Annotated in this window: 28 protein-coding genes; 10 read left to right on the forward strand and 18 right to left on the reverse strand. The window is 70.1% G+C overall.

Features of this window, described 5'->3' with window-relative positions:
- Positions 1-3: 3 nt before the first annotated feature.
- A complete protein-coding gene (locus VKN16_11730) occupies positions 4-210 on the reverse strand; it encodes a hypothetical protein (protein ID HME94875.1) in 207 nt (68 codons plus the stop codon).
- A 189-nt stretch (positions 211-399) separates the two neighbouring features.
- On the opposite strand from VKN16_11730, the gene VKN16_11735 reads away from it, so the two are divergent.
- Entirely contained in the window at positions 400-1,344 is a 945-nt protein-coding gene (locus tag VKN16_11735) for a cation diffusion facilitator family transporter (GenBank protein ID HME94876.1), read from the forward strand.
- Between the two features lies 1 nt (position 1,345).
- Here VKN16_11735 and VKN16_11740 read toward each other — a convergent pair whose 3' ends face one another.
- A complete protein-coding gene (locus VKN16_11740) occupies positions 1,346-1,714 on the reverse strand; it encodes an antibiotic biosynthesis monooxygenase family protein (GenBank protein ID HME94877.1) in 369 nt (122 codons plus the stop codon).
- 298 nt (positions 1,715-2,012) lie between these two features.
- On the opposite strand from VKN16_11740, the gene VKN16_11745 reads away from it, so the two are divergent.
- The 4 genes from VKN16_11745 to VKN16_11760 are packed head-to-tail and all read left to right on the forward strand — an operon-like array spanning position 2,013 to position 5,299.
- The gene (locus tag VKN16_11745; GenBank protein HME94878.1) at positions 2,013-2,624 is read left to right on the forward strand and encodes an SRPBCC family protein; all 612 of its coding nucleotides are present in this window, start codon (positions 2,013-2,015) and stop codon (positions 2,622-2,624) included.
- Entirely contained in the window at positions 2,624-3,808 is a 1,185-nt protein-coding gene (locus VKN16_11750; protein HME94879.1) for a zinc-dependent alcohol dehydrogenase, read from the forward strand. Before VKN16_11745 ends, VKN16_11750 begins: the two co-directional genes overlap by 1 nt.
- Entirely contained in the window at positions 3,805-4,845 is a 1,041-nt protein-coding gene (locus VKN16_11755; GenBank protein ID HME94880.1) for an SDR family NAD(P)-dependent oxidoreductase, read from the forward strand. Before VKN16_11750 ends, VKN16_11755 begins: the two co-directional genes overlap by 4 nt.
- A 16-nt stretch (positions 4,846-4,861) precedes the next feature.
- On the forward strand, positions 4,862-5,299 hold the full coding sequence (locus VKN16_11760; protein ID HME94881.1) for a DUF2231 domain-containing protein: 438 nt from the start codon (positions 4,862-4,864) through the stop codon (positions 5,297-5,299).
- Between the two features lie 12 nt (positions 5,300-5,311).
- Here VKN16_11760 and VKN16_11765 read toward each other — a convergent pair whose 3' ends face one another.
- The 3 genes from VKN16_11765 to VKN16_11775 are packed head-to-tail and all read right to left on the reverse strand — an operon-like array spanning position 5,312 to position 7,948.
- Positions 5,312-7,060: a thiamine pyrophosphate-dependent enzyme gene (locus tag VKN16_11765; protein ID HME94882.1), complete on the reverse strand. Its 1,749-nt coding sequence runs from the start codon at positions 7,058-7,060 to the stop codon at positions 5,312-5,314.
- 46 nt (positions 7,061-7,106) lie between these two features.
- Positions 7,107-7,415 carry a hypothetical protein gene (locus tag VKN16_11770; protein HME94883.1) on the reverse strand — a complete coding sequence of 103 codons (309 nt, stop codon included), beginning with the start codon at positions 7,413-7,415 and terminating at the stop codon, positions 7,107-7,109.
- 8 nt (positions 7,416-7,423) lie between these two features.
- Entirely contained in the window at positions 7,424-7,948 is a 525-nt protein-coding gene (locus VKN16_11775; GenBank protein HME94884.1) for a DUF4142 domain-containing protein, read from the reverse strand.
- A 294-nt stretch (positions 7,949-8,242) separates the two neighbouring features.
- Between VKN16_11775 and VKN16_11780 the strand changes: the two genes are divergently transcribed.
- The gene (locus VKN16_11780; GenBank protein HME94885.1) at positions 8,243-8,770 is read left to right on the forward strand and encodes a hemerythrin domain-containing protein; all 528 of its coding nucleotides are present in this window, start codon (positions 8,243-8,245) and stop codon (positions 8,768-8,770) included.
- Positions 8,771-8,903: 133 nt separating this feature from the next.
- A complete protein-coding gene (locus VKN16_11785) occupies positions 8,904-10,139 on the forward strand; it encodes an amidohydrolase family protein (GenBank protein HME94886.1) in 1,236 nt (411 codons plus the stop codon).
- Between the two features lie 333 nt (positions 10,140-10,472).
- Here the strand turns inward: VKN16_11785 and VKN16_11790 are convergent, their stop codons facing one another.
- Positions 10,473-10,694, reverse strand: a complete 222-nt coding sequence (locus VKN16_11790; protein HME94887.1) for a 2-oxoisovalerate dehydrogenase — start codon at positions 10,692-10,694, stop codon at positions 10,473-10,475.
- Positions 10,695-10,945: 251 nt separating this feature from the next.
- Between VKN16_11790 and VKN16_11795 the strand changes: the two genes are divergently transcribed.
- Positions 10,946-13,498: an ATP-binding protein gene (locus tag VKN16_11795; GenBank protein ID HME94888.1), complete on the forward strand. Its 2,553-nt coding sequence runs from the start codon at positions 10,946-10,948 to the stop codon at positions 13,496-13,498.
- Positions 13,499-13,510: 12 nt separating this feature from the next.
- On the opposite strand, the gene VKN16_11800 is transcribed toward VKN16_11795, so the two are convergent.
- A complete protein-coding gene (locus VKN16_11800; GenBank protein HME94889.1) occupies positions 13,511-13,786 on the reverse strand; it encodes a hypothetical protein in 276 nt (91 codons plus the stop codon).
- 209 nt (positions 13,787-13,995) lie between these two features.
- A complete protein-coding gene (locus VKN16_11805) occupies positions 13,996-15,363 on the reverse strand; it encodes a PEP-CTERM sorting domain-containing protein (protein HME94890.1) in 1,368 nt (455 codons plus the stop codon).
- A gap of 438 nt (positions 15,364-15,801) precedes the next feature.
- Here VKN16_11805 and VKN16_11810 point away from each other — a divergent pair, with 438 nt between their 5' ends.
- Both VKN16_11810 and dusB read left to right on the forward strand, forming a co-directional pair.
- Entirely contained in the window at positions 15,802-16,194 is a 393-nt protein-coding gene (locus VKN16_11810; protein HME94891.1) for a thermonuclease family protein, read from the forward strand.
- Positions 16,195-16,214: 20 nt separating this feature from the next.
- On the forward strand, positions 16,215-17,210 hold the full coding sequence (dusB, locus tag VKN16_11815) for a tRNA dihydrouridine synthase DusB (protein HME94892.1): 996 nt from the start codon (positions 16,215-16,217) through the stop codon (positions 17,208-17,210).
- Here the strand turns inward: dusB and VKN16_11820 are convergent.
- The 10 genes from VKN16_11820 to VKN16_11865 all read right to left on the reverse strand — a co-directional run.
- On the reverse strand, positions 17,144-18,244 hold the full coding sequence (locus tag VKN16_11820; GenBank protein HME94893.1) for a DSD1 family PLP-dependent enzyme: 1,101 nt from the start codon (positions 18,242-18,244) through the stop codon (positions 17,144-17,146). The genes dusB and VKN16_11820 overlap by 67 nt on opposite strands.
- Before the next feature lie 90 nt (positions 18,245-18,334).
- Positions 18,335-18,841 (reverse strand): hypothetical protein, encoded by a 507-nt coding sequence (locus VKN16_11825; GenBank protein HME94894.1) that lies wholly within the window; start codon positions 18,839-18,841, stop codon positions 18,335-18,337.
- 173 nt (positions 18,842-19,014) lie between these two features.
- Positions 19,015-19,470 (reverse strand): TPM domain-containing protein, encoded by a 456-nt coding sequence (locus tag VKN16_11830; GenBank protein HME94895.1) that lies wholly within the window; start codon positions 19,468-19,470, stop codon positions 19,015-19,017.
- Complete coding sequence (locus tag VKN16_11835) at positions 19,470-20,243, reverse strand: TPM domain-containing protein (protein HME94896.1); 774 nt, start codon at positions 20,241-20,243, stop codon at positions 19,470-19,472. Before VKN16_11835 ends, VKN16_11830 begins: the two co-directional genes overlap by 1 nt.
- Positions 20,244-20,266: 23 nt before the next feature.
- A complete protein-coding gene (locus VKN16_11840; GenBank protein HME94897.1) occupies positions 20,267-20,860 on the reverse strand; it encodes a LemA family protein in 594 nt (197 codons plus the stop codon).
- Positions 20,861-20,879: 19 nt separating this feature from the next.
- The gene (locus VKN16_11845) at positions 20,880-22,484 is read right to left on the reverse strand and encodes an NADH-quinone oxidoreductase subunit C (protein HME94898.1); all 1,605 of its coding nucleotides are present in this window, start codon (positions 22,482-22,484) and stop codon (positions 20,880-20,882) included.
- The gene (locus VKN16_11850) at positions 22,481-23,935 is read right to left on the reverse strand and encodes a proton-conducting transporter membrane subunit (protein HME94899.1); all 1,455 of its coding nucleotides are present in this window, start codon (positions 23,933-23,935) and stop codon (positions 22,481-22,483) included. The genes VKN16_11845 and VKN16_11850 overlap by 4 nt, the downstream gene beginning before the upstream one ends.
- A 2-nt stretch (positions 23,936-23,937) precedes the next feature.
- Positions 23,938-24,594 carry a hydrogenase gene (locus VKN16_11855; protein HME94900.1) on the reverse strand — a complete coding sequence of 219 codons (657 nt, stop codon included), beginning with the start codon at positions 24,592-24,594 and terminating at the stop codon, positions 23,938-23,940.
- A gap of 4 nt (positions 24,595-24,598) precedes the next feature.
- On the reverse strand, positions 24,599-25,549 hold the full coding sequence (locus VKN16_11860; protein HME94901.1) for an NADH-quinone oxidoreductase subunit H: 951 nt from the start codon (positions 25,547-25,549) through the stop codon (positions 24,599-24,601).
- Positions 25,546-25,890: hypothetical protein (locus VKN16_11865; GenBank protein ID HME94902.1), on the reverse strand; the 345-nt coding region annotated here is incomplete at its 5' end. The genes VKN16_11865 and VKN16_11860, both read right to left, overlap by 4 nt.

The raw sequence follows: 25,890 nt of genomic DNA on the forward strand, positions 1-25,890 counted from the left end.
GCTTCAGGCGGGTGTCGGGGACACGTCCCCGGGCGGCTGGTCGGATGACGCGTCCCCGTCATCCGCCTCGGCCGCGGCGGCCGGATCATCCTCGACGTCCGCGTCGGGCACCAGGCTCGCCTGCGCCGCCTCCATCAGCTTCTCCTTGCCCGGATCGCTGAGCTCCGCCATCTCCAGCACCATCAGGTCGTACCACACGTCCCACTGCATGGCGTCCTCCTTGCCCCTCCGGTAAGGGCATCGGCCGTGCCACCTGGAGATCGCCGCCGGATCAATGACTTGACGATCGCCCCGGTGAGAGCGGCCCGGGCATTCGGCCCGCCGGCGGGCAGCGCGCCATCGCGCGCGCCGCCGGGCTAGTCGTGGCCGGCGCGCGAGACGACCCGTACACTGCGAGGCATGGAGGAATCCAGAACCGCGGTCACCGCGGCGCTCCTGGGTAACGCGGCCCTGGCGCTGCTCAAGGGCACGAGCGCGGTATTCACCGGCAGCGCGGCCATGCTGGCCGAGACGTTTCATTCCATCGCGGACACCGGCAACCAGACGCTGCTCTTCCTCGGCATGCGGCTGGCCAGGCGGCCGCCCGACGAGGCCCACCCGTTCGGCCACGGCAAGAACGTCTACTTCTGGTCCTTCGTGGTCTCGATGATGCTCTTCACGCTGGGCGGCGCCTTCTCCATCTGGGAAGCCGTCCGCCACTACCTGCATCCGTTCGAGAAGACGCCGACGATCTGGGCCTACGGCGTGCTCGCGGGGAGCTTCGTGTTCGAGTCCATCTCGCTGACGTTCGCGGTGCACGGACTCCGGCGCAACGCGGGCTCACGCTCCCTGCGGCAGTACTGGCGGGACAGCCGCGATCCGACGCTGGTCACCGTCCTCATGGAGGACAGCGCTGCGCTGGTGGCCCTGCTGATCGCGGCGGCCGGCTTGTGGCTCACCCAGACGACCGGCGACGGCATCTGGGACGCGGCCGCCTCCGGCCTCATCGGCCTGCTGCTGATCGCGGTGGCGATCGTGCTCGCGGTGGAGAGCCACTCACTCCTGATCGGCGAGCGAGCCCCCGCGTGGATCGAGCGCGCGATACGCGAGGTGGTGGCATCGGAGACCGCGGTGACGCGGCTGGTAGAGCTGCACACGATGCACCTGGGGCCGCGGGCCGTCCTGATCGTGCTGGGCGTCACGTTCGACGGTCACCTCAGCGCCGACGGGGTGGGCGAAGCGGTCGCACAGCTGCAGCGGCGGCTCGCGAAGCGGCTCGTCGACCTCACCACCGAGCGATTGATCGTGATCGAGCCGACCCCCGCCCCCGCCCGGCGCCCGGCCGAAGCAGCGCGAGCCGGCTGAGCTAGGGTTGCTTGCCGGATCCGCCCGATCGGGGGGCGGAGCGCTTCGAGGCCGCGCCGCGCGTCTGCTGCGTCGGCCGGACGTCCAGCACGACGCCGTACCACTCGTGCTGCTCCGCTCCCTCGGTGAGGCCGTTCAGCTCCTCCCGCGTGGTTGCGAACTGCGGATCGTCGTGCCATCGCTTCCAATCGTCCCGCGTCTGCCAGGTGCCGACGATCAGCCGCTTTACCGGATCGCCGTCCGGGCGCAGCATCTGTCCGCCTACCCAGCCGGGCTGATCCCGGACCGCCGACATCCGCTCCTGCATCGCGGCGTCCCACTCCTCCGCGCGACCCGGTTTCACCTCGATCTCCGTGACGATGGTGACCATGGATTCCTCCTCGCGGCCGATGGCAGCTGCGAGCCGCTGATCGAACCCGATGGCAGCAATGGGTGTACCACCACCGGAGAGCGTCGAAGACCGCTCCGGAGGCTCGAACGGGGCGGCGCGGATGGCGCTCCCAGAAAGGTTCACCCGGTAGTTCCTACGTGACGGCGAGACCGCATCCGCGACGCAATGGCGTTCCTGGCAGCGGCACGGCCCTTGCTCCGTCTCGTGCGACGACGTATCTCCTCGACTCCAACCGGAGAGGCACGACATGAGACAGCGGCTTTCATCGAATGACCGCATGACGCTGTGGGCGGCTGCCGCGGTCGGGGCCGTCGCGGTGACGGCCGGCGCCTGGGCCGTCGCGATGGCGGCCCGCCGCGCGCCGCGCGGCGTGGAGAAGCGCCGCTCGGACATGCCAACGCTGGCCGGCGGTCGAGGCGAGCGGGTGGAGCGCACCGTCACGGTACTTCGCCCACCCGAGGAGCTATACCGGCGCTGGCGGGACCTGACGCGCCTGCCGGAAGTGATGACGCATCTCGAATCGGTGACGGCGCTGGACGGTGGGCGCACCCGGTGGACCGTTCGCGGCCCGGGCGACATCCCCCTCTCCTGGGACGCCGAGATCGTGGCGGACGAGCCGGGACGCCTCATCGCGTGGCGCTCGGTCGAGGGCGCCGAGGTGGACAACGCCGGGTCGGTGCGCTTCACGCCGGCTCCCGGCGGCCGCGGTACCGAGGTGAAGGTGCTGCTCAGCTACGCGCCGCCCGCCGGCCGTCTCGGAGCTGCGGTCGCGACGGTGCTCGGCCGCAGCGGCGACCAGGAGGTGCGCGAGGACCTGCGCCGGTTCAAGCAGCGCATGGAAGCCCACGAGGTCGCCACCGGCGCACGGCGCCACGCGGAGGCCTGGTGATGCGCGCGGTGTGCTGGCACGGCGCACGCGACGTGCGCGTCGATACCGTGCCCGATCCCGAGATCGTCAATCCGCACGACGCGATCGTCCGGGTCACGTCCACCGCGATCTGCGGCTCCGACCTGCACCTCTACAATGGGGTCATCCCGACCATGCGGCCGGGCGACATCCTCGGGCACGAGTTCATGGGCGAGGTGGTGGAGACCGGCCCCTCGAGCCGGACCGTGAAGGTGGGCGACCGCGTGGTGATCCCCTTCACCATCGCGTGCGGCGCGTGCTTCTTCTGCCGCGAGCAGCTGACCTCGCTCTGCGACAACACCAACCCGAACGCGGCCATGGCGGAGGCGCTCTACGGCTTCTCCGCCTCCGGGCTGTTCGGCTACTCCCACCTCTACGGCGGCTACGCGGGCGGCCAGGCCGAATACGTCCGGGTGCCGTTCGCCGACGTCGGCGCCTGCCCGGTGCCGGCGCGGCTCACCGACGAGCAGGTCCTGTTCCTGTCGGACATCTTCCCCACCGCCTACATGGCGGCGGAGAACTGCGGGATCCGCCCCGGCGACACCATCGCGGTCTGGGGCTGCGGCCCGGTCGGCCTGCTCGCGATCAAGAGCGCCTACCTGCTCGGCGCCGACCGCGTCATCGCGATCGATCGCTGGCCGGCGCGGCTGCGGCTCGCCGAGTCGGAAGCCAAGGCGGAGACGATCAACTACGAGGACATCGACGACGACGTGGTCGAGGAGCTGAAGCAGCGGACGGGCGGACGCGGTCCCGACGCGTGCATCGACGCGGTGGGCACCGAGGCGCATGGCACCACGCTGGACGCGCTCTACGATCGGGTGAAGACGGCGGTGCGCCTCGGCACCGATCGGCCGGTCGCCCTTCGCCAGGCCATCCAGGCCTGCCGCAAGGGGGGGACGGTCTCGATCCCGGGCGTGTACGGCGGATACCTCGACAAGATCCCCTTCGGCGCCGCGTTCGCGAAGGCCTTGACCTTCCGGATGGGCCAGACGCACGTGCATCGCTACATGCGTCCGCTGCTCGAGCGGATCGATGCCGGCCATATCGATCCGAGCTTCGTCATCAGCCACCGGCGGTGGCCGCTGAGCCGCGCCGCCGACGCGTACGGCATGTTCAACGACAAGCGCGAGGACTGCACGAAGGTCGTCCTCGATCCCACCCGATGAGGCGGGCCGGGACCGCGCTGGCCGTCGCCGGCGCGCTGCTCGCGCTCCGCATGATCCGCCGCGAGCGGGCCCGCTGGGATCTCGCCAACCGGACCGTGCTGATCACCGGCGGCTCGCGCGGGCTGGGCCTCCTCGTCGCCCGAGAGCTGGCCCGCGAGGGCGCGCGCGTCGCCATCGCCGCGCGGGACGCGGCCACCCTCGCCCGGGCGCGCGAGGATCTGTCCGGCCACGGGGCGGCGGTGCTCGCGCTGCCCTGCGATGTCACCGATCGCGCCGCGGTCGAGCGTCTGGTGCAGGAGACGACCCGGCGGCTGGGGCCGATCGACGCGGTGGTCAACAACGCGGGCACCATCACAGTCGGACCGGTCGACGAGATGGCGATCGAGGATTACGAGGCCGCGCTCGCCACGAACTTCTGGGGCGCGCTCTACACGATCGCGGCGGTGCTGCCCGCCATGCGGGCCCGGCGCGCCGGCCGCATCGTCAACGTGGCCTCGATCGGCGGCCGCCTCAGCGTGCCGCATCTGCTGCCCTACAGCGTGAGCAAGTTCGCGCTCGTCGGCCTGTCCGAGGGCCTGCGGGCCGAGCTGGCCGGCGAGAGCATCCAGGTCAGCACCATCTGCCCAGGCCTGATGCGGACCGGCAGCCCGCGGCACGCCTGGTTCAAGGGCCGGCATCGCGCCGAGTACGCCTGGTTCAGCGTGGCCGACTCGCTGCCCCTGGTGTCCATGAGCGCCGAGCGCGCCGCGCGGCAGATCGTGGATGCGCTTCGCTTCGGCGACGCGGACCGCGTGCTGTCGCTGCCCGCGCGGATCGGGGCCACCCTGCACGGGGTCTTTCCCGGGCTGACCGCCGAGCTGCTGGGGCTCGTGAATCGGCTGCTGCCGGGCTCGCGGGGACCGGGGCGGCCGTCGGCGTTGGCCGCCGGCGCGGTCAAGGGCGAGGCGAGCACGTCGTCGCTGTCGCCTTCGCTGCTCACGACCCTCGGCGACCGCGCGGCCGAGCGGGCCAATCAAATATCAGGGCAGACGCCGTGAGGCGTCCGGAGACGTCATGTCGACACCAGCCAGCGTGAAGGGCCATCCCATCCATCCGATGCTGGTGGCCCTGCCCATCGGCCTCTGGGTGTTCTCCATCGTGTGCGACATCGTGTTCCACGCCGGATGGGGCGGGCCGACCTGGAAGGTGGTGGCGTGGTACACGATCGCGGGGGGCGTCGTCGGCGCGCTGCTGTCGGCGGTGCCCGGATTCATCGATTTCCTGTCCATCCGGGATCGGCGGGTCGGCCGGATCGCGCTGGTCCACATGGTACTGAATCTCATCGCGGTCGCGCTCTTTGCGGTCTCGTTCGGCCTCCGCATTCCGCATCCCCTGGACGCGCTGCCGGTGGTCCTCTCCGCCCTCGGCATCGTGGCCATCCTGATCTCGGGCTGGCTCGGTGGAGAGCTCGTCTACGTCCACCAGATGGGTGTGAACAAGCCGCCGCGCTAGGCGGCGCGCCCGTCAGATCAGCTCGCGCACCCGATCGCCCAGCACGGTCAGCGCGATCTTCTGCCGGTTGGGCTCGCCGCGCAGGAGCGACTCGGCGAAATGGGCCATCTGCTTGAGCGTGACCTTCGCGGGCATGGGCGGCTCCAGCGGATCCACCACCGCCTGCACCAGCACCGGTCCCGGCGCGGCCAGCGCCGCGTCGAGGGCGTCGCCGCACTCGACCGGGTTCTCGATGGTCACGCCGGCGGCGCCGCAGGCCTCGGCGAACAGCGCGAAGTCGATCGGGTGCAAATCGCAGCCGTACTCGGGGTTGCCCAGGAACACCATCTGCTCCCACTTGATCTGCCCGAGCGTGCCGTTCTTGACGACCACGATCTTCACCGGCAGCTGATACTTCACGCACGTGGCCAGCTCGGCCATCAGCATCGAGAAGCCGCCGTCTCCCACGAAGGCCACCACCTGGCGACCCGGGTAGGCGATCTGGGCCGCGATCGCGTAGGGCAGGCCGCACGCCATGCTCGCCAGGTTGCCCGACACCGCGTGCATCTGCCCGCGGCGGGCCGGGATGTGGCGGGCCCACCAGGTGGTGATGGTCCCGCTGTCGCAACACACGATCGCGTCATGGGCCAGGCGCAGCCCCAGCTCGCGGGCCAGGAGCTGCGGCTTCATCGGTTTGTCCTGCCGGCTGCCCCGCTCGTCCATGAGCCGCCGCCAGTCGGCCATCGACCCCTGGGCCTTTGCCAGGAACGCCTGGTCCGTGCGCGCGGTCAGGAGCGGCAGCAACGCGCCGAGAGTGGCCCGGCTGTCGCCGACCAGACCGACCTCGACCGGATAGCGCAGCCCCAGGCGCATCGGGTCCAGCTCGATCTGGACCGCGCGGGCCTGGCCGGGCTCCGGCATGAACTCGATGTACGGGAACGACGTGCCGACCATCAGGAGCGTGTCGCACTCCTCGATCGCCTCCTGGGACGGGCGGGTACCGAGCAGCCCGATGCCGCCGGTGGTGTACGGGCTCTCGTCGTCCACCGCGGCCTTGCCGAGAAGGGCCTTCACGATCGGCGCCCCGAGCCGCTCGGCGACCGCCTCCAGCTCATCGCCGGCATGGAGCGCCCCGCGGCCGGCGAGGATGACGGTCTTCTGGCCGGCGTTGAGCAGGTCCGCGGCTCGACTCAGCAGGTCCTGGGCCGGGAGTCCCGCGCTGCGACCGAGCGCGTCGGAGGCGTGGTGATCGACGTTGCGCGGCGAGCGCGGACCCGCCTTCTGCTCCTGGATGTCCACCGGGAACGCGAGATGGGCCACCCCGCGGTAGGCCAGCGCGGTCCGACACGCCAGGTGGGTGAGGTTCTCGACGTGCGTCGGTCCCATGATCCGCTCGTTGAACTTGGCCACGTCGATGAAGAGGCGGTCGAGCGCGACGTCCTGCTGGGTGTGCGTGCCGATGAGGTCGTGATATGTGAGCCCGGTGATGGCCAGCACCGGCTGCCCGTCGAGTGCGGCGTCGTAGAGGCCGTTGAGCAGATGGATCCCGCCCGGGCCCGAGGTGGCCAGGCACACCCCGAGACGACCCGTGAACTTCGCGTAGCCGCAGGCCATGAACGCGGCCGCCTCCTCGTGGCGAACCTGCACGAACCGGATCCGGTCCTGGCGGGTCCGCAGCGCCTCCATGATGCCGTTGATGCCGTCGCCGGGGAGGCCGAAGACGACCTCCACGCCCCAGTCCAGCAGGGTCTCGATCAGGATGTCCGCCGCGGTCGACGCCATCGTGGGCTCCTTCGTCGGTCGTGCGCGCGCTCGGTCGAGAACGCAATCAGGTGGTGAGCACCGGGCCCTCGAGGGTCCGCCGAAGCTGCTCGGCCGCCTGTGCGCACGAGGTCGAGCGCTCGTAGTCACCATCGAGCTGCAGGGTCGCCGCGGCGCGGTCGAAGTACTCGAGCAGATCGCGCGCCTGCTCGGTGGAGCATCGGACGCACCGGCGCTCCACCGTCTCGGTGTCGGCCTCGGCGTTCTCGATCGCCGCCCGGGCGTCCGGCGACAGGGTGACCCCCGCCAGGCGGTCGGGATCGACCGCGACCTGACAGGCGGCTTCCTCGATCGGGACCACGTGCTGGGCCGGCACGGCCGGGCTCACTTCTTCGCGAGCTGGCCCTGGACCTGGCGGATCATCCGCAGATGGTCCTCGAGCGCCGGCAGGGTCTTGCCGGCCCAGGCCTTCAGCTCCGGATCCTTCGCGGCCTGGCTCTCGCGCCGGAACGCCGCCACATCCGTCTCGTGGTCGCTCACCATCAGCTTCACGTACTCGCGGTCGAAGGCGGCGCCGGACAGCTTCGCCAGGCGGTCCTTCTCGCGCTGCGCCTTCCGCGACGGCTTGTCGGACAGCTGCACCTGCTTGCTCGCCGCCAGCTGGGCCAGCTCGCGGTTGGCCTTTCCATGGTCGTCGGCCATGCGGCGGCCGAACTCCCGGACCGCGTCGCTCGCGGCCTTCTGCTGCGCCAGCTCGCCCAGATCGACCTCCATCTGTCCGCCCTCGGCGGCCTCGGTCACGAACTTCTTGTCCGAGGAGGTGAGGCTGCTCTTGGCCTGCTGGGCGAACGCCGGGGCACTCACCAGGGCCAGCGCGATGAGGCCCGCCGTCATTGACTTGATGATCATCGGGTGGATCCTCCCTTGGCGAACCGAGGGCAGCATCGCCCATGCCAGGGCGTCGGTCGTCGCTCCCGGTCTCGAACTGCCGCATCCGCGCCGCTGATCCGAGCGCAACCGCGGCATCTCTTCCCGGTAGTCGTGCCTCTCCGGAAACTCCGGTTGAACCGCAGTGCCGCGATTCGGGCGAAGAGTCGCGCCGTTGATGTCGCGTCGGCGTGGCACTCTCCTTGCTGACCCGAGCAGCAGTCAACCGCCGCCGGGTGGCGGCAAAAGGAGAAGGCCATGCCCGCACGCAAGTCGATGGCACGGAAGAAGCCGGCCCGGAACGGCAAGGAGACTCAGAAGGACGCGATCGCCCTGCTCAAGGAGGACCACGAACGGGTCCGCGAGCTGCTAGGAGAGCTGGAGGAGACCAGCGACCGCGCCGAGGGCAAGCGGCAGACGCTCCTCGCCACGATCGAGGAAGAGCTGACCATTCACACCAAGATCGAGGAGGACATCTTCTATCCCGCCTTCTTCGACGTGGCCAAGACCAACGACGACAAGGAGATGTACTACGAGGCGATCGAGGAGCACCACGTGGTCGACCTCGTGATGCCCGAGGTCAAGAACACGGACCCCTCGACCAACGAGTTCGCGGCCAAGGCCAAGGTGCTGAAGGACCTGGTCGAGCACCACGCCGAGGAGGAGGAATCCGAGATGTTCCCGCGGGTGCGCAAGCTCATGAACCGGGAGCGGCTGATGGAGCTGGGCGAGGAGCTGGCCCGCGCCAAGGAGTCGGCCAAGGCCGGCATCGTGCAGAAGCTGACCGGAATGATGCGCTCCTGAGCGCCGGCGCCGGCGCGCCGGAGCCCGAGCCCCGGCGTGCCGGCCCTGCGGCCGCTTCCTCCCTCCCGCCTCCCCCCGATGATTTCCTGCTAGAATCCCCGCGCTGACCATCTCGGAGGTCGGAGGACGCCCCATGGCGATCACCGTGTTCACCAGCGCATTCCTGATCGACTGCACCGGCGCGGATCCCATCGACGGCGCCGCCGTCGTGGTCGAAGGCGAGCGTATCAAGGACGTGATCGGCTCGGGCCGGGTCGGAGCCCTGCCGGGTAAGGTCGATACGGTGGACCTGCGGGGCCGCACTCTGATGCCCGGGCTCACCGACGCGCACGTGCACATGTGCGCGGTGGAGGGCAACATCCCCGAGCAGCATCGCTACAATCCGCCGAGTCTCATCGCGGCCAAGGCGCTCCGCCGCATGGAGCAGTGCCTGATGCAGGGCTTCACCACCGTGCGGGATGCGGGCGGCGCCGACTACGGCTTCCGCGAGGCGGCGGAATCGGGGCTCTATCCGGGCCCCCGCATGCTCGTCTCCGGGCGGCCGCTCTCGCAGACCGGCGGCCACGCCGACAAGCGCCGGCGCTCGGAGTGGATCGAGCCGGTGGAGTGCTGCATCGGCATGGGCGGCATCATCGCGGACGGAGCCGACGAGGTCCGCAAGGCCACCCGCGAGAACCTCCGTCACGACGTGGACCAGATCAAGATCATGGCGTCGGGCGGGGCGATGTCGCCGGGGGACGAGCTCGACACCACGCAGTACACGGTGGAGGAGATGCGGGCCGCGGTGGAGGAGGCGCGCGCGGTCGGCAAGTACGTGCTGGCCCACGCCTACTCCGGCTCGGCCATCCGCAACGCGATCCAGGCCGGGGTGCGGTGCATCGAGCACGGCAACCTGCTCGACGAGGCGGGCGCCCAGGCCATCAAGGCCGCGGGCGCCTACCTGGTGCCCACCATGGTGACGTACGAGGCCATCTCGCGCGAGGGCAAGAACTACGGGATCGGCGAGCACCAGATCCAGAAGATCAACCTCGCGCTCGAGAAGAGCCTGGAGGGTCTCACCCACGCCTATCGCGCGGGCTGCAAGATCGGCTCGGGCTCCGATCTCCTCGGCGACATGCAGGCCCAGCGCACGATGGAGTTCGAGCTGAAGGGGCAGGTGATGAAGCCGATGGAGGTCCTGCGGTCCGCCACCATGGTCAACGCGGAAATTTTCAGAATGGCTGATCGAATCGGTTCCGTCGAGCCCGGCAAGTACGCCGACCTGCTCGTGGTCGACGGCAACCCGCTGACCAACCTGCGCATCTTCCAGAGCTCCGCGCACATCCAGGCGATCGTGAAGGGCGGCGCGTTCGTCAAGCGCGCCTTGTAGCTGGCCGCAGCCGTTCGACACCTGAGCAGTTCCGGATTGGATGCCGCGCGGTCGGGGCCAACGGCGTCGCCCAGGGTCGCCGAACCGCAGGCTATCGCGGGAACAAGCGCTCGATCAGAGTCTCTCGAGTCAGCCCGAAGTGCTGAGCGACGTCGCCCAAGACGCCGGCGAGAGTCCCAACGCGGAAGCTTCCATGCCGCGGAACTGTGATGTGGTGTTCACCGTGCTCAAGCGTGGTCAGCCGAAGATGGCTACCGGTCTGACGGGTCGCCCGTTAGCCCAAGCTGGCCAGGGCCTTCGCGAGATCGTCGCCGGAGACGTCCCGCGGCAGCCTCAAGCGCTGATGATTTCCTCGCGGACGAAGTGGAGGCGGATAACCTTGGGAGCCTGACCTTCCTCGAAATGGCAGCGGACTGCGTCGCGGACCCTCTCGTGCAGGCTTGCGACGCTGTCGGCCTCCGTGAAGATCGACTCCCCGAGCGCCCGGGCCGTGAAGCCGCCCTCCGGGGCCTCCTCCACCAAGAAGATCAGCTCCGACAGGTTGCCGCGTGTCATCGGCTCACTAAGATAGCATCTCCTGGAGGGCTCCCTGCCATCGAAACGGGAGCTTCCATCCGAATCCCGGCTTGCGAGGCTGCGCTTGCTAAGCCGCGCTGGGCGTAAGGCCTTGTGGAACAATAGCCCGGGGGTGGCGGACTTGCGCTGGGTGCCGGCGTTCGAGGAAGATTTGCGGTCGCTCACGAGTGCGAGATCGATGAACGAACGATCAGATCGGACTCTCATAGAGAGTCTGTAGAGAGGCCACCATGCCGAGCCCCGCCGACTTCGAGAAGCTGGGCGTCTTCTACCTGGGGCGGCCCTACGACCCGCAGGCGAAGAAGGCGCAGGACGGCCTGCTCCTCTACGACTCGAAGGACCTGGTGACCCACGCGGTCTGCGTGGGCATGACGGGGAGCGGCAAGACCGGCCTCTGCCTGGCCCTCATCGAGGAAGCCGCCATCGACGGCATCCCGGCCATCCTGATCGACCCCAAGGGCGACCTGGCCAACCTGCTGCTGACCTTCCCGGCGTTGCGGCCCGAGGACTTCCGCGCGTGGATCAACGAGGACGACGCGCGGCGCAAGAACGTCTCTCCCGACGACTATGCGGGCCAGCAGGCCGAGGCCTGGCAGAAGGGCCTCGCGTCCTGGGGCGAGGACGGCCCGCGGATCCAGCGCCTGCGCGACGCGGCCGACTTCGCGATCTACACCCCGGGGAGCAACGCGGGCATCCCGCTGTCGATCCTCAGGTCGTTCGCGGCGCCGCCCGAGGCGATTCGTAACGACGCCGAGCTGCTGCGCGAGCGCATCGGCACCACCGCCACCAGCCTCCTCGGGCTGCTCGGCATCGATGCCGATCCGATCAAGAGCCGCGAGCACATCCTGATCTCCACCATCCTGGACACCGCGTGGAAGCAGGGACAGGCGCTCGATCTCGCGGCCATGATCCAGCAGATCCAGACGCCGCCGGTGAAGCGGGTGGGCGTGCTGGACCTCGAGGCGTTCTTCCCCTCCAAGGATCGCTTCGCGCTGGCCATGTCGCTCAACAACCTGCTCGCGGCCCCCGGCTTCGAGGCCTGGATGGAAGGCGAGGCGCTCGAGGTCGACCACCTGCTGCACACCGCGACGGGCAAGCCGCGCATCGCCATCGTGTCGATCGCGCACCTGACCGATGCGGAGCGGATGTTCTTCGTCTCCCTCCTGCTCAACCAGGTCGTGGGGTGGATGCGCACGCAGTCGGGCACCACCAGCCTGCGCGCGCTGCTCTACATGGACGAGATCTTCGGCTTCTTCCCGCCGGTGGCCAATCCGCCGTCGAAGACGCCGCTGCTCACCCTGCTCAAGCAGGCGCGGGCCTTCGGCGTCGGCGTCGTGCTGGCCACCCAGAACCCCGTCGATCTCGACTACAAGGGCCTGTCCAACACCGGCACGTGGTTCATCGGACGGCTGCAGACCGAGCGCGACAAGGCGCGGGTGCTCGACGGCCTCGAGGGCGCGGCGGGCAGCGCGGGTCAGGGCTTCGACCGCCCGGGGCTCGAGCGCATCCTGTCCGGGCTCTCGAGCCGCATCTTCTTGATGAACAACGTGCACGAGGACCATCCGGTGGTGTTCGAGAGCCGCTGGGTGATGTCCTACTTGCGCGGACCGCTGACGCGCGCGCAGATCAAATCGCTGATGGACGGGCGGCGCGGCGCGGACATCGCGGAGCCGGCGGCCGAGGCGACGACCGGGAGCGCCAAGGGCGCTGCGGCGGCCGCGTCCGCGCCCGCGTCGCCACCCGCGTCGGCGCCGGTCGCTCGGCCCGGGAAGAGCAAGGCGGCGCGGGCGGCGGCACTCGCGGCCGAGAGCGCGCTGTCCACCGGAGGCGGTCAACGCCCGCTCTTGCCGCCCGACGTGCCCCAGCATTTCGTGCCGGCTCACGGCGCGGCGCCCGCCGGGTCGAGCCTGCTCTACCAGCCGATGCTCGCCGGCTTCGCGCAGGTGCGCGTGGCCGACACCAAGAGCAAGATCGACGTCACCCGCGACGTGACCGTGCTCACGCCGATCACCGGCGAGGCGGTGCCGGTCGACTGGGATCAGGCGGCCGTCGCCGGCTTCACCTCGGCCGATCTCGCGGATGGGCCCGACGAGGGTGGCGGGTTCGCCGATCTGCCCGCGCCCGCCGGCAAGAAGAAGAGCTACGACGCGTGGAGCAAGGAGTTCGCGGCCTGGCTGCTGCGAACGCAGAAGGTCGACCTGCTGCGCAGCCCGTCGCTGAAGGCCGTCTCGAATCCCGACGAATCCGAGCGCGACTTCCGGGTTCGCCTGCAGCAATCCACCCGTCAGGACCGCGATCGTGCCATCGAAGCCCTGCGCCAGAAGTACGCGCCCAAGCAGGCCGCGCTCCAGGAGCGGCGTCGCCGCGCCGAGCAGGCGGTGGCGCGCGAGAGCGAGCAGGCCACCCAGCAGGGCATCCAGACCGCGATCTCGGTGGGCGCCACCATCCTGGGCGCCTTCCTCGGCCGCAAGGCGGTCAACGTCAGCACGATCGGGCGCGCCACCACCGCGGCCCGCGGCGCCGGCCGCGTGCTGAAGGAGACGCAGGACGTCGGGCGGGCCAAGGAGTCGGTCGGAGCGGTCGATCAGGCCATCGCCGACCTCGACGCGCAGTTCAAGGCCGAGGCCGACGCGCTGACCGCGAGCACCGACCCGCTCACCGAGCGGCTGGAGAGCATCTCGCTCAAGCCCACGCGCCAGAACATCTCCGTCCGGCTGGTCACGCTGGCGTGGGCGCCCGCCTGGCGCGATCCGGCGGGCGGGATCACGCCGGCCTGGGAATGAACGGCTTCCGCCCTACTTCTTCGGCTCCTTGCCTTGCTGGCTCAAGGGCCGGCAATCCTGGCCGAGGTTCTGACGAGCCGTGCCGGCCGGGCACGGCGCCGTCGGGTTCTGAGTCGTCGGGGTGCCCTTGTCGCCCGCCGACGGGGTGCCGGGCGGCCGGTTGCCGCTTCCCGTATCGCCTTTGGGAGGCGTCGGCTCGGCCGGCGAGTTGCCCTTCGTCTGCGCAGCGAGCGGGGAAGCCAGAAACAGCGTCGTCATCGCGATCGCGATAGCGCTTCTCCAGGTCATCGGTCGTCTCCTTGTCGTCGAGTCCGACCCGAGTGGGCTGCAACCGACATGCCCTGGAAGCACCGCCGCGATTCCCACGCACGAGCGCCGCTTCGAACCAGCAGAGTAGCGGCGCGCGCCGCCACGGCCAGGTAGCGTTTACCGGCCCTCCCGATTGGGGGCGGTACGGATCTACGCGACTGGCACGCGCCTCGGCCAGGGGCCGTGCGCTATTCGCCGGTGGGCTCTTCCGACGGCCGGCGTGTTCTCAGGCGCAGCCAACCCAGGCCGCCGGCCGTCATGCCAAACAACAGCATCGTGGTCGGTTCGGGGGTCGGTGCCAAGAGAGGGGTCATCGTTCCCGTGAAGTTGCCCTGACTCACGAAAGTCAGTCCGGTTATGAACGCGGTGACGTTCTGCGGATCGAGCATGGCCGATCGCTCGATCCCGGTGACGTCGAAAGCATTCACCCCGCCGTCGGGAAAGAAGAACTGCGTCTTGGCACCTAGGACGAGCTGCATCAGATTCTGACCGGTCGAGAACGACACATTGAAGAGATTGTCACCGACTTCCGGAAGCATGACCGAGGCAAAATTCGGATCCCCGACGCCCGTCGCATATTTGTAGCCGATGGCGACAAACGGGTCGATGAATACCAGCTCATTGGGCACGACGGGCGCGGTGAAGTGATAGGTAGGCCCGAACCCCGTGCGGGGATCGGGGGCGGGACCCACGGTCGGAAGCAGCACCTGTGGAGGCGCACCGCGCTCCAAGACCGTGAATTCGAAAAACGAGGACGAGCGCGCCGCAATGGCGCCCAGCGACGTACCGACCAGTGGTCCGTGTCCTCGCGTCTGAACCAGCTGAATCATCATGGAATAGTTGTTGCCCTGCTTCAGGCTTTGACCGGAGCTCAGGAGCGTCGGGACCGTGAACTGCCTCGCGTCTCCGCTCAAAGCCTGGACGTGGACGACATCTCTCATCCCGTTTGCGAGCGGAGCGGCGGTCTTGTCGAACACGGCGACGCGTATGGCGTCGGGGGTAAAGCTCGCCGGTACGATCCAGTTGAAGGTCGGGTTGCTGCCGCTGCCCGAGATCGTCACGCGCTCTGGAAAGGGAACCTCGGGAGATCCGGGCGGCGTGCCGAGCGCCGGTGTCGTCGTGGCGAGTCTGTCGGCACCGTTGGCAAACGTGAGCGTCCACGCTCCGCCGAGCGACGGGTTGAAGGGAATGGTTTGTCCGCAAAAGTTCGCATCCACCGCGAGGCCCACGCATAGGCGCGGCCCTACCGTGATTGATCCCTGGACCGCAGTGAGGAGGTTCGTGCCTTGCGAGCCTGGCGGATTGATATCGACTCCGAACTGATTGACGGTGCCCTGTCCGAGACCAACGTCATTCAGACTTCTCGTATCTCGGAAGTTGTGACTGTTATCCGGGTTCACCGTGTTCAGCGGCAGAGCCGATACGTAACCCGGTGACGCGCTCAGGCTCGCTAGTATCATCCCGACGGCGCCGAGGGCGCGGTGGTAGTCGAGGCGGGATCCCCGCGCTGCGTATGCGAAGCGGGAAGTGACTGTGGGCATCCGATCCCGGAACATGAACGCCTCCCCAGAGACTCGGACGGGTCGATGAAGCTGACGGAAAATAGGCCGGTTCACCTGATGAGTCAAGAACTCTTTACACTGCCCAATCTCAGGACCGTCCCCTTAGGCGGCCCGTGTCTTATGGAGGCCCGGAAGACGCGGTGAACACACTGCCGATGGCCAGACGGGATCAGTTGCGCACTCGTGGCAGTGGGCCAACCCGGTTTCAGAAATCCAGCCCTCGTGTATCGTGGTTGATACATCATGCGTGCGCGGGCGCTCGTCGTCCTCCTGGCCTTGGCGCTGGCCTCCCTGCTCGCGCTCGCCTCGCCGTCGTATGCGCCTCCGCCAGCGGTGTCTACCGCGACGCCTGCCGCTCCTGGCCCCTCACCCTTTGGCCCCTCACCTTACCCTCTCCCCAGAGGGGAGAAGGAACCGCTTAGGGGGCGGGTGGTGCGGACGGTGGATGGGGACACCATCCAGGTGCGGTTGGCGAGCGGGGTGGAGAAGGTGCGGTATATCGGCATCGATACGCCCGAGGTGCATCACCCGACGCGCGGAGAGGAGCCGGGCGGGCGCGCGGCCACCGAGGTCAATCGACGGCTCGTCGGGAACCGGGCGGTGCGTCTCGAGCCGGACGTGCAGGCGCGCGACCGCTACGGCCGGCTGCTGGCCTACGTGTGGGTGACCGGGCCCGACGGCGCCGAGATCATGGTGAACGCGGAGCTGGTGCGGCTCGGGTACGCGGCGGTGCTCACGGTGCCGCCGAACGTGCGCCACGCCGAGCTGTTCCGCAAGCTCGCCGCCGAGGCGCGCGAGCAGCACCGCGGCCTCTGGGCGCCCTGAGCGGGTATACTGAGCGCTCCATGAAGATCGGCCCCGTCGAGCTCACCGCGCTGGCCCGGCTGGCCCCGATGGCCGGCATCACCAACGCCCCGTTCCGCCTGATCGCGCGCGAGTGCGGCAGCGCGCTCACCACGTCCGAGGAGATGGACGCGGCCGCGCTGCTCACCGGCCATCCGCACGCCGACGCCATCGCGGCCTACTATCCCGAGGAGCGGCCGCTCGCCATGCAGCTGCTCGGCAAGGATGCCGACCTGCTCGCCCGCGCGGCCGAGCGCTGCCAGACACTGGGCGCCGACATCGTGGACCTGAACATGGGCTGCCCCATGCCCAAGATCACCGGCAAGGGAAAAGGCGCGGCGCTCATGCGCAACGTCGGCGCGACCGCGTTGATCCTCCGCGCCCTGCGCAAGGCGGTGAGCGTGCCGCTCACCGTGAAGATCCGCGGCGGCTGGGACGACGAGCACCTGAACGCGGTCGAGGTCGCCCAGATGGCGGAGTCGGAAGGGGTCGACGCCATCACGGTGCACCCGCGCTCGCGCTCGCAGCGCTTCACCGGCAAGGCCCCCTGGACGATCATCGGCGAGGTGGTGCGCGCCGTCTCGATCCCGGTCACCGGCAACGGCGACGTGCACTCGATGGCGGAGGCGCGGCGCATGGCCGTCGAGACCGGCTGCGGCTCGGTGATGATCGGGCGCGGCGCGCTCGGCCGCCCCTGGGTCTTCGACGAATGCTTCGACGCGCTCTCGCCCGAGAGCCAGCGCGCCTCCAAGGCCCGGGTGATCGCGCGGCACGTGGGGCTGATCCGCGCTCAGTTCAACGAGAAGTACGCGCTGGTGCAGATGAAGAAGCACCTGGCGTGGTACACGGAAGGCCTCGGCCACGCCACCGAGTGCCGCGCCCGCATCTTCCAGACGCGGTCGCCCGAAGAAGTGTGGGACCTGTTCCAGTCCTACTGGGACCGCCCGCGCCCGGAGACCTCCCAGACCGCCTCGACCTTGTCGCCCCGCATGGCGTAGATCCGGTCGTAGAGGTTGATGGTCGGGTCGCAGTGCGGCGGGAAGAACTCGATCAGCTGGCCGAGCCTGGGCAGCCGTCCCGGCTCGGTGGTCATGAGCCGGCCGTGCTCGTCGCCCGCCCAGGAGTACTCGACGCCGGGCCACTCGACGGCCTCCGGCACGAACGGGCGATCGGTGGAGAAGGCCTTGAAGCCGCCGTCCACCATCGCCATCTCGGCGGTCGGCACGCTCACCACGGTGGTCAGCACGGTCAGCGCCATCTCGAAGTCGTCGTAGGCCGCCCCGCGCGGGCTGCCGATGCGCCGGTAATCCAGGTCCATCACGCAGTACGAGCCGGACTGCAGCTCGGTGAGGCCTGGGAGCTCGACGTCGATGTTGAACGTGCCGCTCGAGCCGCCGGTCACGATGTCCACCGGCATGCCGTGCTTCTCGAACAGCTCGCGCGTCTTCATGAGCCGGCCCATCCAGCGCCGCGATGTGCGGCGCCGCTCCTCGAAGCCCATCACGTGCGCGCAGTGGCCCGCGTAGCCCTGCAGCCCCCGCAGGTGCAGCGCCGGGTGCGCCATCACCTGGCGGCCCAGGTCGCGCGCGGACTCGCCGGGCTGGATGCCGGTGCGGCGGCCCCCCACGTCCACGTCCACCAGCACGTTCAGCACGAGGCCGGCCCGGGCCACCGCGTCGCCCAGCTCGCGCACGTTGTCGGGGTTGTCCACCACCACGAGGGTCTCCGGCTGCCGCCGCAGCACCCCGAGGAGCCGGCCGATCTTCTCGGGCCCGACCACCTCGGTGGTGATGAGGAGATTGCGCACGCCGGCCGCGGCCATCACCTCGGCCTCGCCCACCTTCGCCACGCAGACGCCCACCGCGCCGGCCGCCACCTGGCGACGGGCGATCTCCGGACACTTGTGCGTCTTGGCGTGCGGGCGGATCTTCTTGCCGGCTGCCTTCACGTGGGCAGCCATCTTGGCGACATTACGCTCGAAGCGGTCCAGATCCAGCAACAGTGCGGGGGTCGGAATCTCGGCGCGAGTCATGGCGGGGGGAGCATAGCACGCGGCGCGACGAGCCCGCCGAGGGCGTCTTCGCGCCGCGGTCTTCGAGCGCGTCCGGGACGGTGCGAGCGGCTACGTGCGCGGCGCCCACTGCGTCTGGAACGACTGCACGCGGCGGCGCGCCGCCCCGTCGCCCGAGCGCTCCGCGAGGTCGGTGGCCACGGCCAGCGCCTGCTTCACCACCGCCTGGTCACCGAGGCGCCCGAAGGCGTCGCCGGCCGTGAGCACCCCATCGAGTGACCCCTGGCGCCGCGCGCGCAGGAGCGCGGTGAGATACGCGCGCCGGGCGTGGGCCTCCGAGACCTGCGTCCCCACGAGACCGCTCGCCCGCATCGCCGCATCGCCGACCGCGATCATGGCCGGCCAGCCGCGGCTCACGTGAGCGGCCACGTACGCCTCGCGCCAGGCCGCTTGGGCCGTGAAGGCGTCACCGCGCTTGAGCGCCTGGTCCATGTCGGCGATCCGGGCGGCCCAGTCCAGCCGATCCGGCTCGGCCGAAACCGTGGACACGATGGACAGCCCCATGGCGACGATCAGCGTGAGCAGGACGAGCGGTGCGATCTGGATCTGTCGTGGCATATGCGGCTCCTCGCGATGGTCGTGCATCCGGCCATGACGCGTAGCACCAGGCATGCCACCGGCCAAGTCACTGAAAATTCGGAGAAGCAGAGGGTACGACGTCGCCGTGGAGCCGGGTATGACGCCCGAACACGGCAGAATGCCTGCCGGGGAGCGGCCGGTCGGCCGCGCCGCTACGAGGGCTCGATGCTCACCTGGTCGGGCAGTTCGTTGACGTCGTCCGGCCGGCGCGGGAAGTGGCGCCGCAGGGCGGACCCCACCTCGCCGACGGCGTGGACGAGCCCCTCGCGCGCCCGCGCCTGGCGGAAGTGGCCCAGCGCGGTCTCCACCAGCCGCTCCCAGTAGGCCTGCCCCACCCGCTCGTCGATGCCGCGGTCGCCGATCACCGCGAGCTTGTGATCCTCGATGCTCACGTAGATCAGTACGCCGTGACGCTCGGCCGTGCGCTGCATGCCGAGCCGCTCGAAGACCTCGACCGCGCGCGTCATCGCATCCCCGGGGCAGCTCGCGTCGAGATGCACGCGGACCTCCGCCGAGGTGGCGGCCTCCGCGGAGGCGATCGCCGCTCCCACCGCCTCCAGGTCGGCGTCGCTCAGGAACGCGCGCACCCAGCGCGGATGACGGGCCATCACCAGCTCCCGCTCGAGCCGCCGCCGCCGAAGCTGCCGCCGCCCCCGCTGAAGCCGCCGCCGCTGCTGCTGCCTCCGCCGAACCCGCCCCCGCCGAAGCCGCCGCCGATGAACGGCCCGCCCCAGCCGCGCGAGCTACCGGTCCAGCCACGCCGTCGCACGGCGTTGGTCTGCATCCGGCTCTGCACGATCGCGAAGATCAGGAACAGCACGAAGGCCAGCGCGAGCAGCTCGCGGGCGCCGATCTCTCCCGCACGCTTGCCGCGGTCGGCGGCGGGCGGCCGCACGTAGGTGCCGGCGATGGCGCGCTCGATGGCGTCGAGCCCGGCGCCGATGCCGTCGGCGATGCGCCCCTCGCGGAAGCGGGGCGCGACGACGTCGCGCAGGATGGAAGACGAGATGGCATCGGTCAGGTTGCCCTCGAGCCCGTAGCCGACCTCGATGCGCGTCTTCCGGTCGTCGAGGAAGACGAGGAAGATCACTCCGTTGTCGAGGCCCTTCTGCCCGATGCGCCAGGCCTGGGCGAGGCGGATGGAGTAGTCCTCCAGGCTCTCGCCCTGCAGCGAGCGGAAGATCGCCACCACGATCTGGTTGCGGCTGCCCGCCTCGCCCGCGATCAGCTTCTGCTCGAGGCGGTCGCGGTCGGCGGCGGAGAGCACCCCCGCGTAGTCGTTCACCCGCCGATCGGGCGGCGGCGGGATGCGGAGGGCCGCCATCCCCGGACCCGCCAGCAGGACGAGCAGCAGCAAGGCGGGCGCGATGCGACGGAGCACGGCGCCTCCCGGCCGGTCGCCCGTTAGAACTTCACCTTCGGGGGCTCCTGGCTCCCCGGCGTGGCCTCGAAGTAGGCCTTCTCCTTGAACCCGCGCAGCGAGGCCACCAGGCTCCCCGGGAAGAGGCGGATCCGCGTGTTGTAGTCGCGCACCGCCTCGCTGTAGCGCATGCGCTCCACCGCGATGCGGTTCTCGGTGCCCTCGAGCTGGCTCTGCAGGGCCAGGAAGTTCTGGTTGGACTTGAGGTCGGGATACTTCTCGACGGTGACGAGCAGCCGGCTCAGCGCGCCGCCCAGCTCGGCCTGGGCCTGCTGGAACTTCTGGAAGGCGGCCGGGTCGTTGACCAGCTCGGGGGTGGCCTTGATGCCGGCCACGCTGGCGCGTGCCTTGGTCACCTCTTCGAGGACGGTGCGCTCCTGGGCCGCGTAGCCCTTCACGGTCTCCACCAGGTTCGGGATGAGGTCGGCGCGGCGCTGATAGACGTTCTGCACCTGCGCCCACTTCTCGTTGACCAGCTGCTCCTGCCCCACGAGCTGGTTGTTGATGCCGACGGCCCAGCCGATGGCGCCGATGACGATCAGGATGACGACCCCGAGCACGATCAGTCCTGTTTTCATGTCGGCCAGTATACGCCTCTCACAAGTCGTTGCCCGAGTAGGACTGGTTGAACGACTTGTTGCAGAGCGGGAAGTCCGGAACGATGTTGCGCAGGAGCGCGTGGGACAGCGGCCGCCAGTTCAGGAACGACGGGTCCATGATCTTGACCCGGTGCAGGCGGCCGGCCTCGTCCGCCATCACCCAGTGGAGGATGCCGCCGCGCCAGCCTTCCACCAGCGCGAAGGCGGGCTCGAAGGCCGGGAGCGGGCCGAGCGGGGCGACCCGCGGACCGGCGGGGAGCCGGGGCACCGCCTCGCGGATCAGCCGCGCCGACTCACGCGCCTCCTCGAGACGCACCAGCGTGCGGGCCTTGACGTCGCCCGCCTGGTGGACGGGCACGCGGACCTCCAGGTCACGGTAGGCCGCGAACGGATGGTCCCGCCGCGCGTCCGCGTCGATGCCGGAGGCTCGCGCCACGTAGCCCAGCACGCCGTGGTCGCGCGCGATCGATGTGGCCAGCGCCCCCGTGCCCTCCAGCCGGTCCATCACCATCGTGTTGCGCAGGGAGAGCGCGGCGATCTCCTCGAAATCGCGCAGGGCCGAGTCCACCTCCGCGGCCAGGTCGAGATCGGAGGGCAGATCGAATCCGACCCCGCCGGGTCGAATCCCCCCTCGAAGCAGGCGGTTGCCGGTCAGCCGCCGGTTGAGACGGAGCAAGCGCTCGCGGATCCGGAAGCAGTGCGAGTGCGCCACCGCGTAGCCGGTGTCGTTGGCGATCATGCCGAAGTCGGCCACGTGATTGTAGAGCCGCTCCATCTCCAGCAGGATCACCCGCAGCCAGCGCGCGCGCTCTGGCACCGCCGTCCCCGTCCCCGCCTCCAGGGCCTGGCAGAACGCCAGCGCGTGCCCGACGGTGGTGTCGCCCGAGACGCGCTCGGCCAGCTCGAGGCCGTCGGCCGGCGCGCGGCCCTCGAAGAGCTTCTCGGTGCCCTTGTGGGTGAAGTAGAGGCGCGACTTCATGTCGATGATGGTCTCGCCCACCACGCTGAACCGGAAGTGGCCGGGCTCGATCACGCCGGCGTGCACCGGCCCCACCGGGATCTCGTACACGCCTTCGCCGCCCACCTCGGTGAATGGAAAGGCGCGGCCGTCGTCGTGGAACTCGCGGCTCTCCGCGTCCTTCCGGAGCGGAAAGTAGTCGGCCGGCCAGAAGGCGTGGCGCACCAACGGGCGAGGATCCGGATGGCCCGCGGCCGCGATGCCGAACAGGTCGTGGATCTCGCGCTCGAAGAGCGAGGCCGGATGGTGGAAGGTGGCGAGCGACGGCAGGCTCGGGTGCTCCGCGGGCACCCACAGCACCGCGTGGACGAACCAGTTCGCGGCGGAGTGGGCGAAGAGGTACGCCACCTCGAAGCGGCCGGCGACGGCCCGCCGGTCGTGCCCGACCATCAGCCGCAGCTCCGCGCCGTGGTCGTCCCGCAGCGCTTCGGCCAGGCGCCGGACCTGGCCCGGCTCCACGCGGCAATGGAGCTCGCGCGCGCGAACCACACGGGCCTCGGCCAGCCGGCCGCCCAGGCGGCGCTCCAGGCTCGCCGCGACCGCGCCCAGGTCCGTCGTGCTCTCGCCTCGCGCCGCTGCCGTCATCCCGACGTGATCTCCACGATGCGATCGAGCAGCGCCCGCAACGGCGGCGGGATCGCTACTCCCAGCACCAGGAGCACGACCGCGCAGGCTCCCATGGGCAGCAGCGCCCAGCGGGCGCTCTCGCCCATGGTCAGCCCCGCCGGGGGCACGCCGTAGAGCATCCGGTTGAGATGGACGATCAGGGCGATGAAGGCCACCGCCAGCAGGGCCAGGACCGCGGCCATGAGCCAGGCGTGCCCGGCCGCGAAGCCGGCGCGCAGCATGGCCAGCTTGGAGAGAAAGATCCCGAACGGGGGCAGTCCCACCAGCGCCACCATGCCCAGCGCGAACATGCTCCCGGTGACCGGCATGACCCGAAGCAGGCCGGAGACCTGACGCAGCTCGCCGGTGCGGTAGCGCTCCAGGATCCGCCCCGAGAGGAGGAACATCATCGACTTGGCCGCGGTGTGGTTGACGAGGTGGAGCATCGCCGCGAAGATCCCGAGCGGTCCGAGAGCCAGGCCCAGGCACATGAGCCCGGTGTGCTCGATGCTCGAGTAGGCGAGGAGCCGCTTGTAGTGGCGCTGGCCCAGCAGCGACAGCGCCGCGATGGTCAGGGACAGCAGACCCAGGGCCATGAGCAGGCCGTTGGCGAAGTCGGGCTCAACCGCGATGTCGACCACCGTCTTCCAGCGCACGATCGCGTACAGGGCCACCGCCAGGAGCACCCCCGACATCATCGCCGACAGCGGGGCCGGCGCCTCGGCGTGTGCGTCGGGCAGCCACGTGTGCATCGGGGCGATGCCGGCCTTGGTGCCGTAGCCGACCAGGAGGAAGACGAAGGCGAGCTGCATCGCGGCGGGGTGCATGGCGGGGGCCGCCGCGATGAGCGACGTCCAGTTGAGCGCCGATTCGCTCTGCCCGGCGAGGGCGACGAAGTCGAAGTACGCCAGCACCGTCCCCACGAACGCGAGCGCGATGCCCACCGAGCCGATGAGCACGTACTTCCACGACGCCTCCACCGAGGCCGCGCTCGGGTGCAGCGGCACCAGCACCGCTGAGGTGATCGTGGTGGCCTCGACGGCGACCCACATCAGCGCGACGTTGTTGGCGGTCACCGCCACCAGCATCGTGAAGGCGAAGAGGCTCGCGAAGATCCGGAACCGCCGGGCCCGTGGCGGTGGCTCCCCGGCGCCCGGCCCGATCCCGAGGGCCAGCGCGGAGACGAAGGCCACGCAGAGGGCCAGCAGCGCCGACAGCGCGTCGACGCGGAACAGCTCGCCGGGACCGCCGGTGGGCACCGTCCCCGCCACGACCCGGGCGGCCAGGGCCCCCGCGGCGGCCAGCGGGACGAGGGCCAGGAGTCGGCCGAGGCCGGATCCGACCCGCGACCGCGGAGGGATCAGGAGGGCAAGCCCGGCGGCCACCAGCGGCGAGCCCAGCAGGGCGACGAAGAGGACGGGAGCCGGCACGGTCAGCGCCTCAGCCGGTTGAGCTGCTCGACGTCGAGGCTCTCGAACGTCTCGTGGATCTGGTATACGAAGATCTGCATGACCAGGAAGCCCATCAGCGCGTCGAGGAAGACCCCGATCTCGACGATCAGGGGAATGCCGTACGTGCCGAGCACCGCGAGGAGGGCGATGCCGTTCTCGAGCATGAGAAAGCCGATCACCTGGGTGAGGGCCTTCTTGCGGCTGACGATCACGAACAGGCTCACGAACACGAGGCCCATCGCCAGCGGCATGCCGGCCCGCGTCGGCAGCCGGCTGAGCAGCACCACCGGCCGCATGACCGCGTAGGCGAGCAGCACCAGGAGCCCGCCGACCAGGAGCGAGGTGGCGGTGTTCACGTACGGCGCCAGCTCCCGCTCCGAGCCGAACCGGCGCGCCATGCGGCGCAGCAGGATCGGGATCCCGACCGCCTTGATCGCGATCAGCAGGGCCGCGACCCAGTACAGCTCCGGGTGGCCCCCGAAGTAGGCCACCAGCGCGGTGGTGGCGCCGAGCGCGGCCGACTGCAGCGCGAAGGCGTCGACGTAGGCCGAGAGCCCCCGACGCCACAGCAGCATGAAGCCGGCGATGAGCACGAGGCTCGAGCCGAGCATGGAGAGCCGGGCGAACAGGTCGTCCATCGCGCTACCTCGACAGGAATGAGGCGGTGATGGCGAGCAGGGCGAGCACGAACGAGACGCTCAGCAGCTCGGGCACGCGGAAAAGCCGCAGCTTCGCCACCCGCGTCTCGAAGACCGCCACCACCGCGGCCAGGATCGCCAGCTTCGCCACGTAGCTCGTGACCGCGAGGGTCAGGGCCCCGGGGGTGGGGTGCACCGCGACGCCCCACGGCACGAAGAGGTTGGCGAGCAGGGAGAAGAAGACGAGCAGCTTGAGCGCCGCCGCCCACTCGATCAGGGCCAGATAGCGGCCGGAGTACTCGAGCACCATGGCCTCGTGAATCATCGTCAGCTCGAGATGGGTCGCCGGGTTGTCGATCGGCAGCCGCCCGGTCTCGGCCAGCGTGACGATGAACAGCGCGGTGAAGGCCAGCAGGTAGCCCGGGCTCACCGCCTCGGCCGGCCGCGCCATCGCGCGCGCCACGATCTGCCCGAGATTGGTGGAGCCTGCTCCCAGCGCGAGGGCGAACATCGCCACCGCGATGCTTGGCTCGGCGAGGGAGGCCACCGTCATCTCCCGGCTCGAGCCCATGCCGCCGAACGGCGAGCCGGTGTCGAGCCCGGCCAGGGCCAGGAACACGGTGCCGAGGAGCAGCAGGTACACGACCACCAGCAGATCGCCGACCGTGTCGAGCGGAAGCGGCACCGCCAGGATCGGGAGCAGCGCGACGACCCCGACGGTGCTGGCAAAGATCACGTAGGGCGCCAGCCGGAAGAGCCACGAGGCGTTGGTGGAGATCAGCACCTCCTTGGCGAAGAGCTTCCGCAGCTCCAGGTACGGCTGCCAGATCGGCGCGCCGCGGCGATTCTGCAGCCGCGCCTTCAGCCACCGGATCAGGCCGACGAGCCCGGGAGCCAGGGCGAGGTCCAGCACCACCTGGGCCAGCGCCAGCAGGTAGCCGGCGGTGGCGTTCACGGCGAGCCCGTGGCCAGCAGCACGCCCAGCAGTATCACCAGGGCCGCCATCGCGTAGGCGAGGTAGGCGTGCAGAGAGCCGGACTGCAGCCGGAGGACGCGCCGCCCCAATCGCCGCACCCAGCCCATCAGCGGTTCGTAGAGGTAGCGCTCGAACCACGGCAGGATGCTGGCCCGGTAGACGATGGCCTGCACGAAGTAGCGCGAGCCGGGATGGTAGTCGACGGTGACGTCCTCGGTCGGCCGGTAGATCGCGGAGAAAACGCGGCGGAGCGGCTCCGCGAAGGCGGTCGCGGTGTACTCCATGCGCGCGGTCTGCCCCACCCGCCCGCAGCCCCACGT

Source organism: Candidatus Methylomirabilota bacterium, assembly GCA_035315345.1.
Lineage (GTDB): Bacteria > Methylomirabilota > Methylomirabilia > Rokubacteriales > CSP1-6 > CAMLFJ01.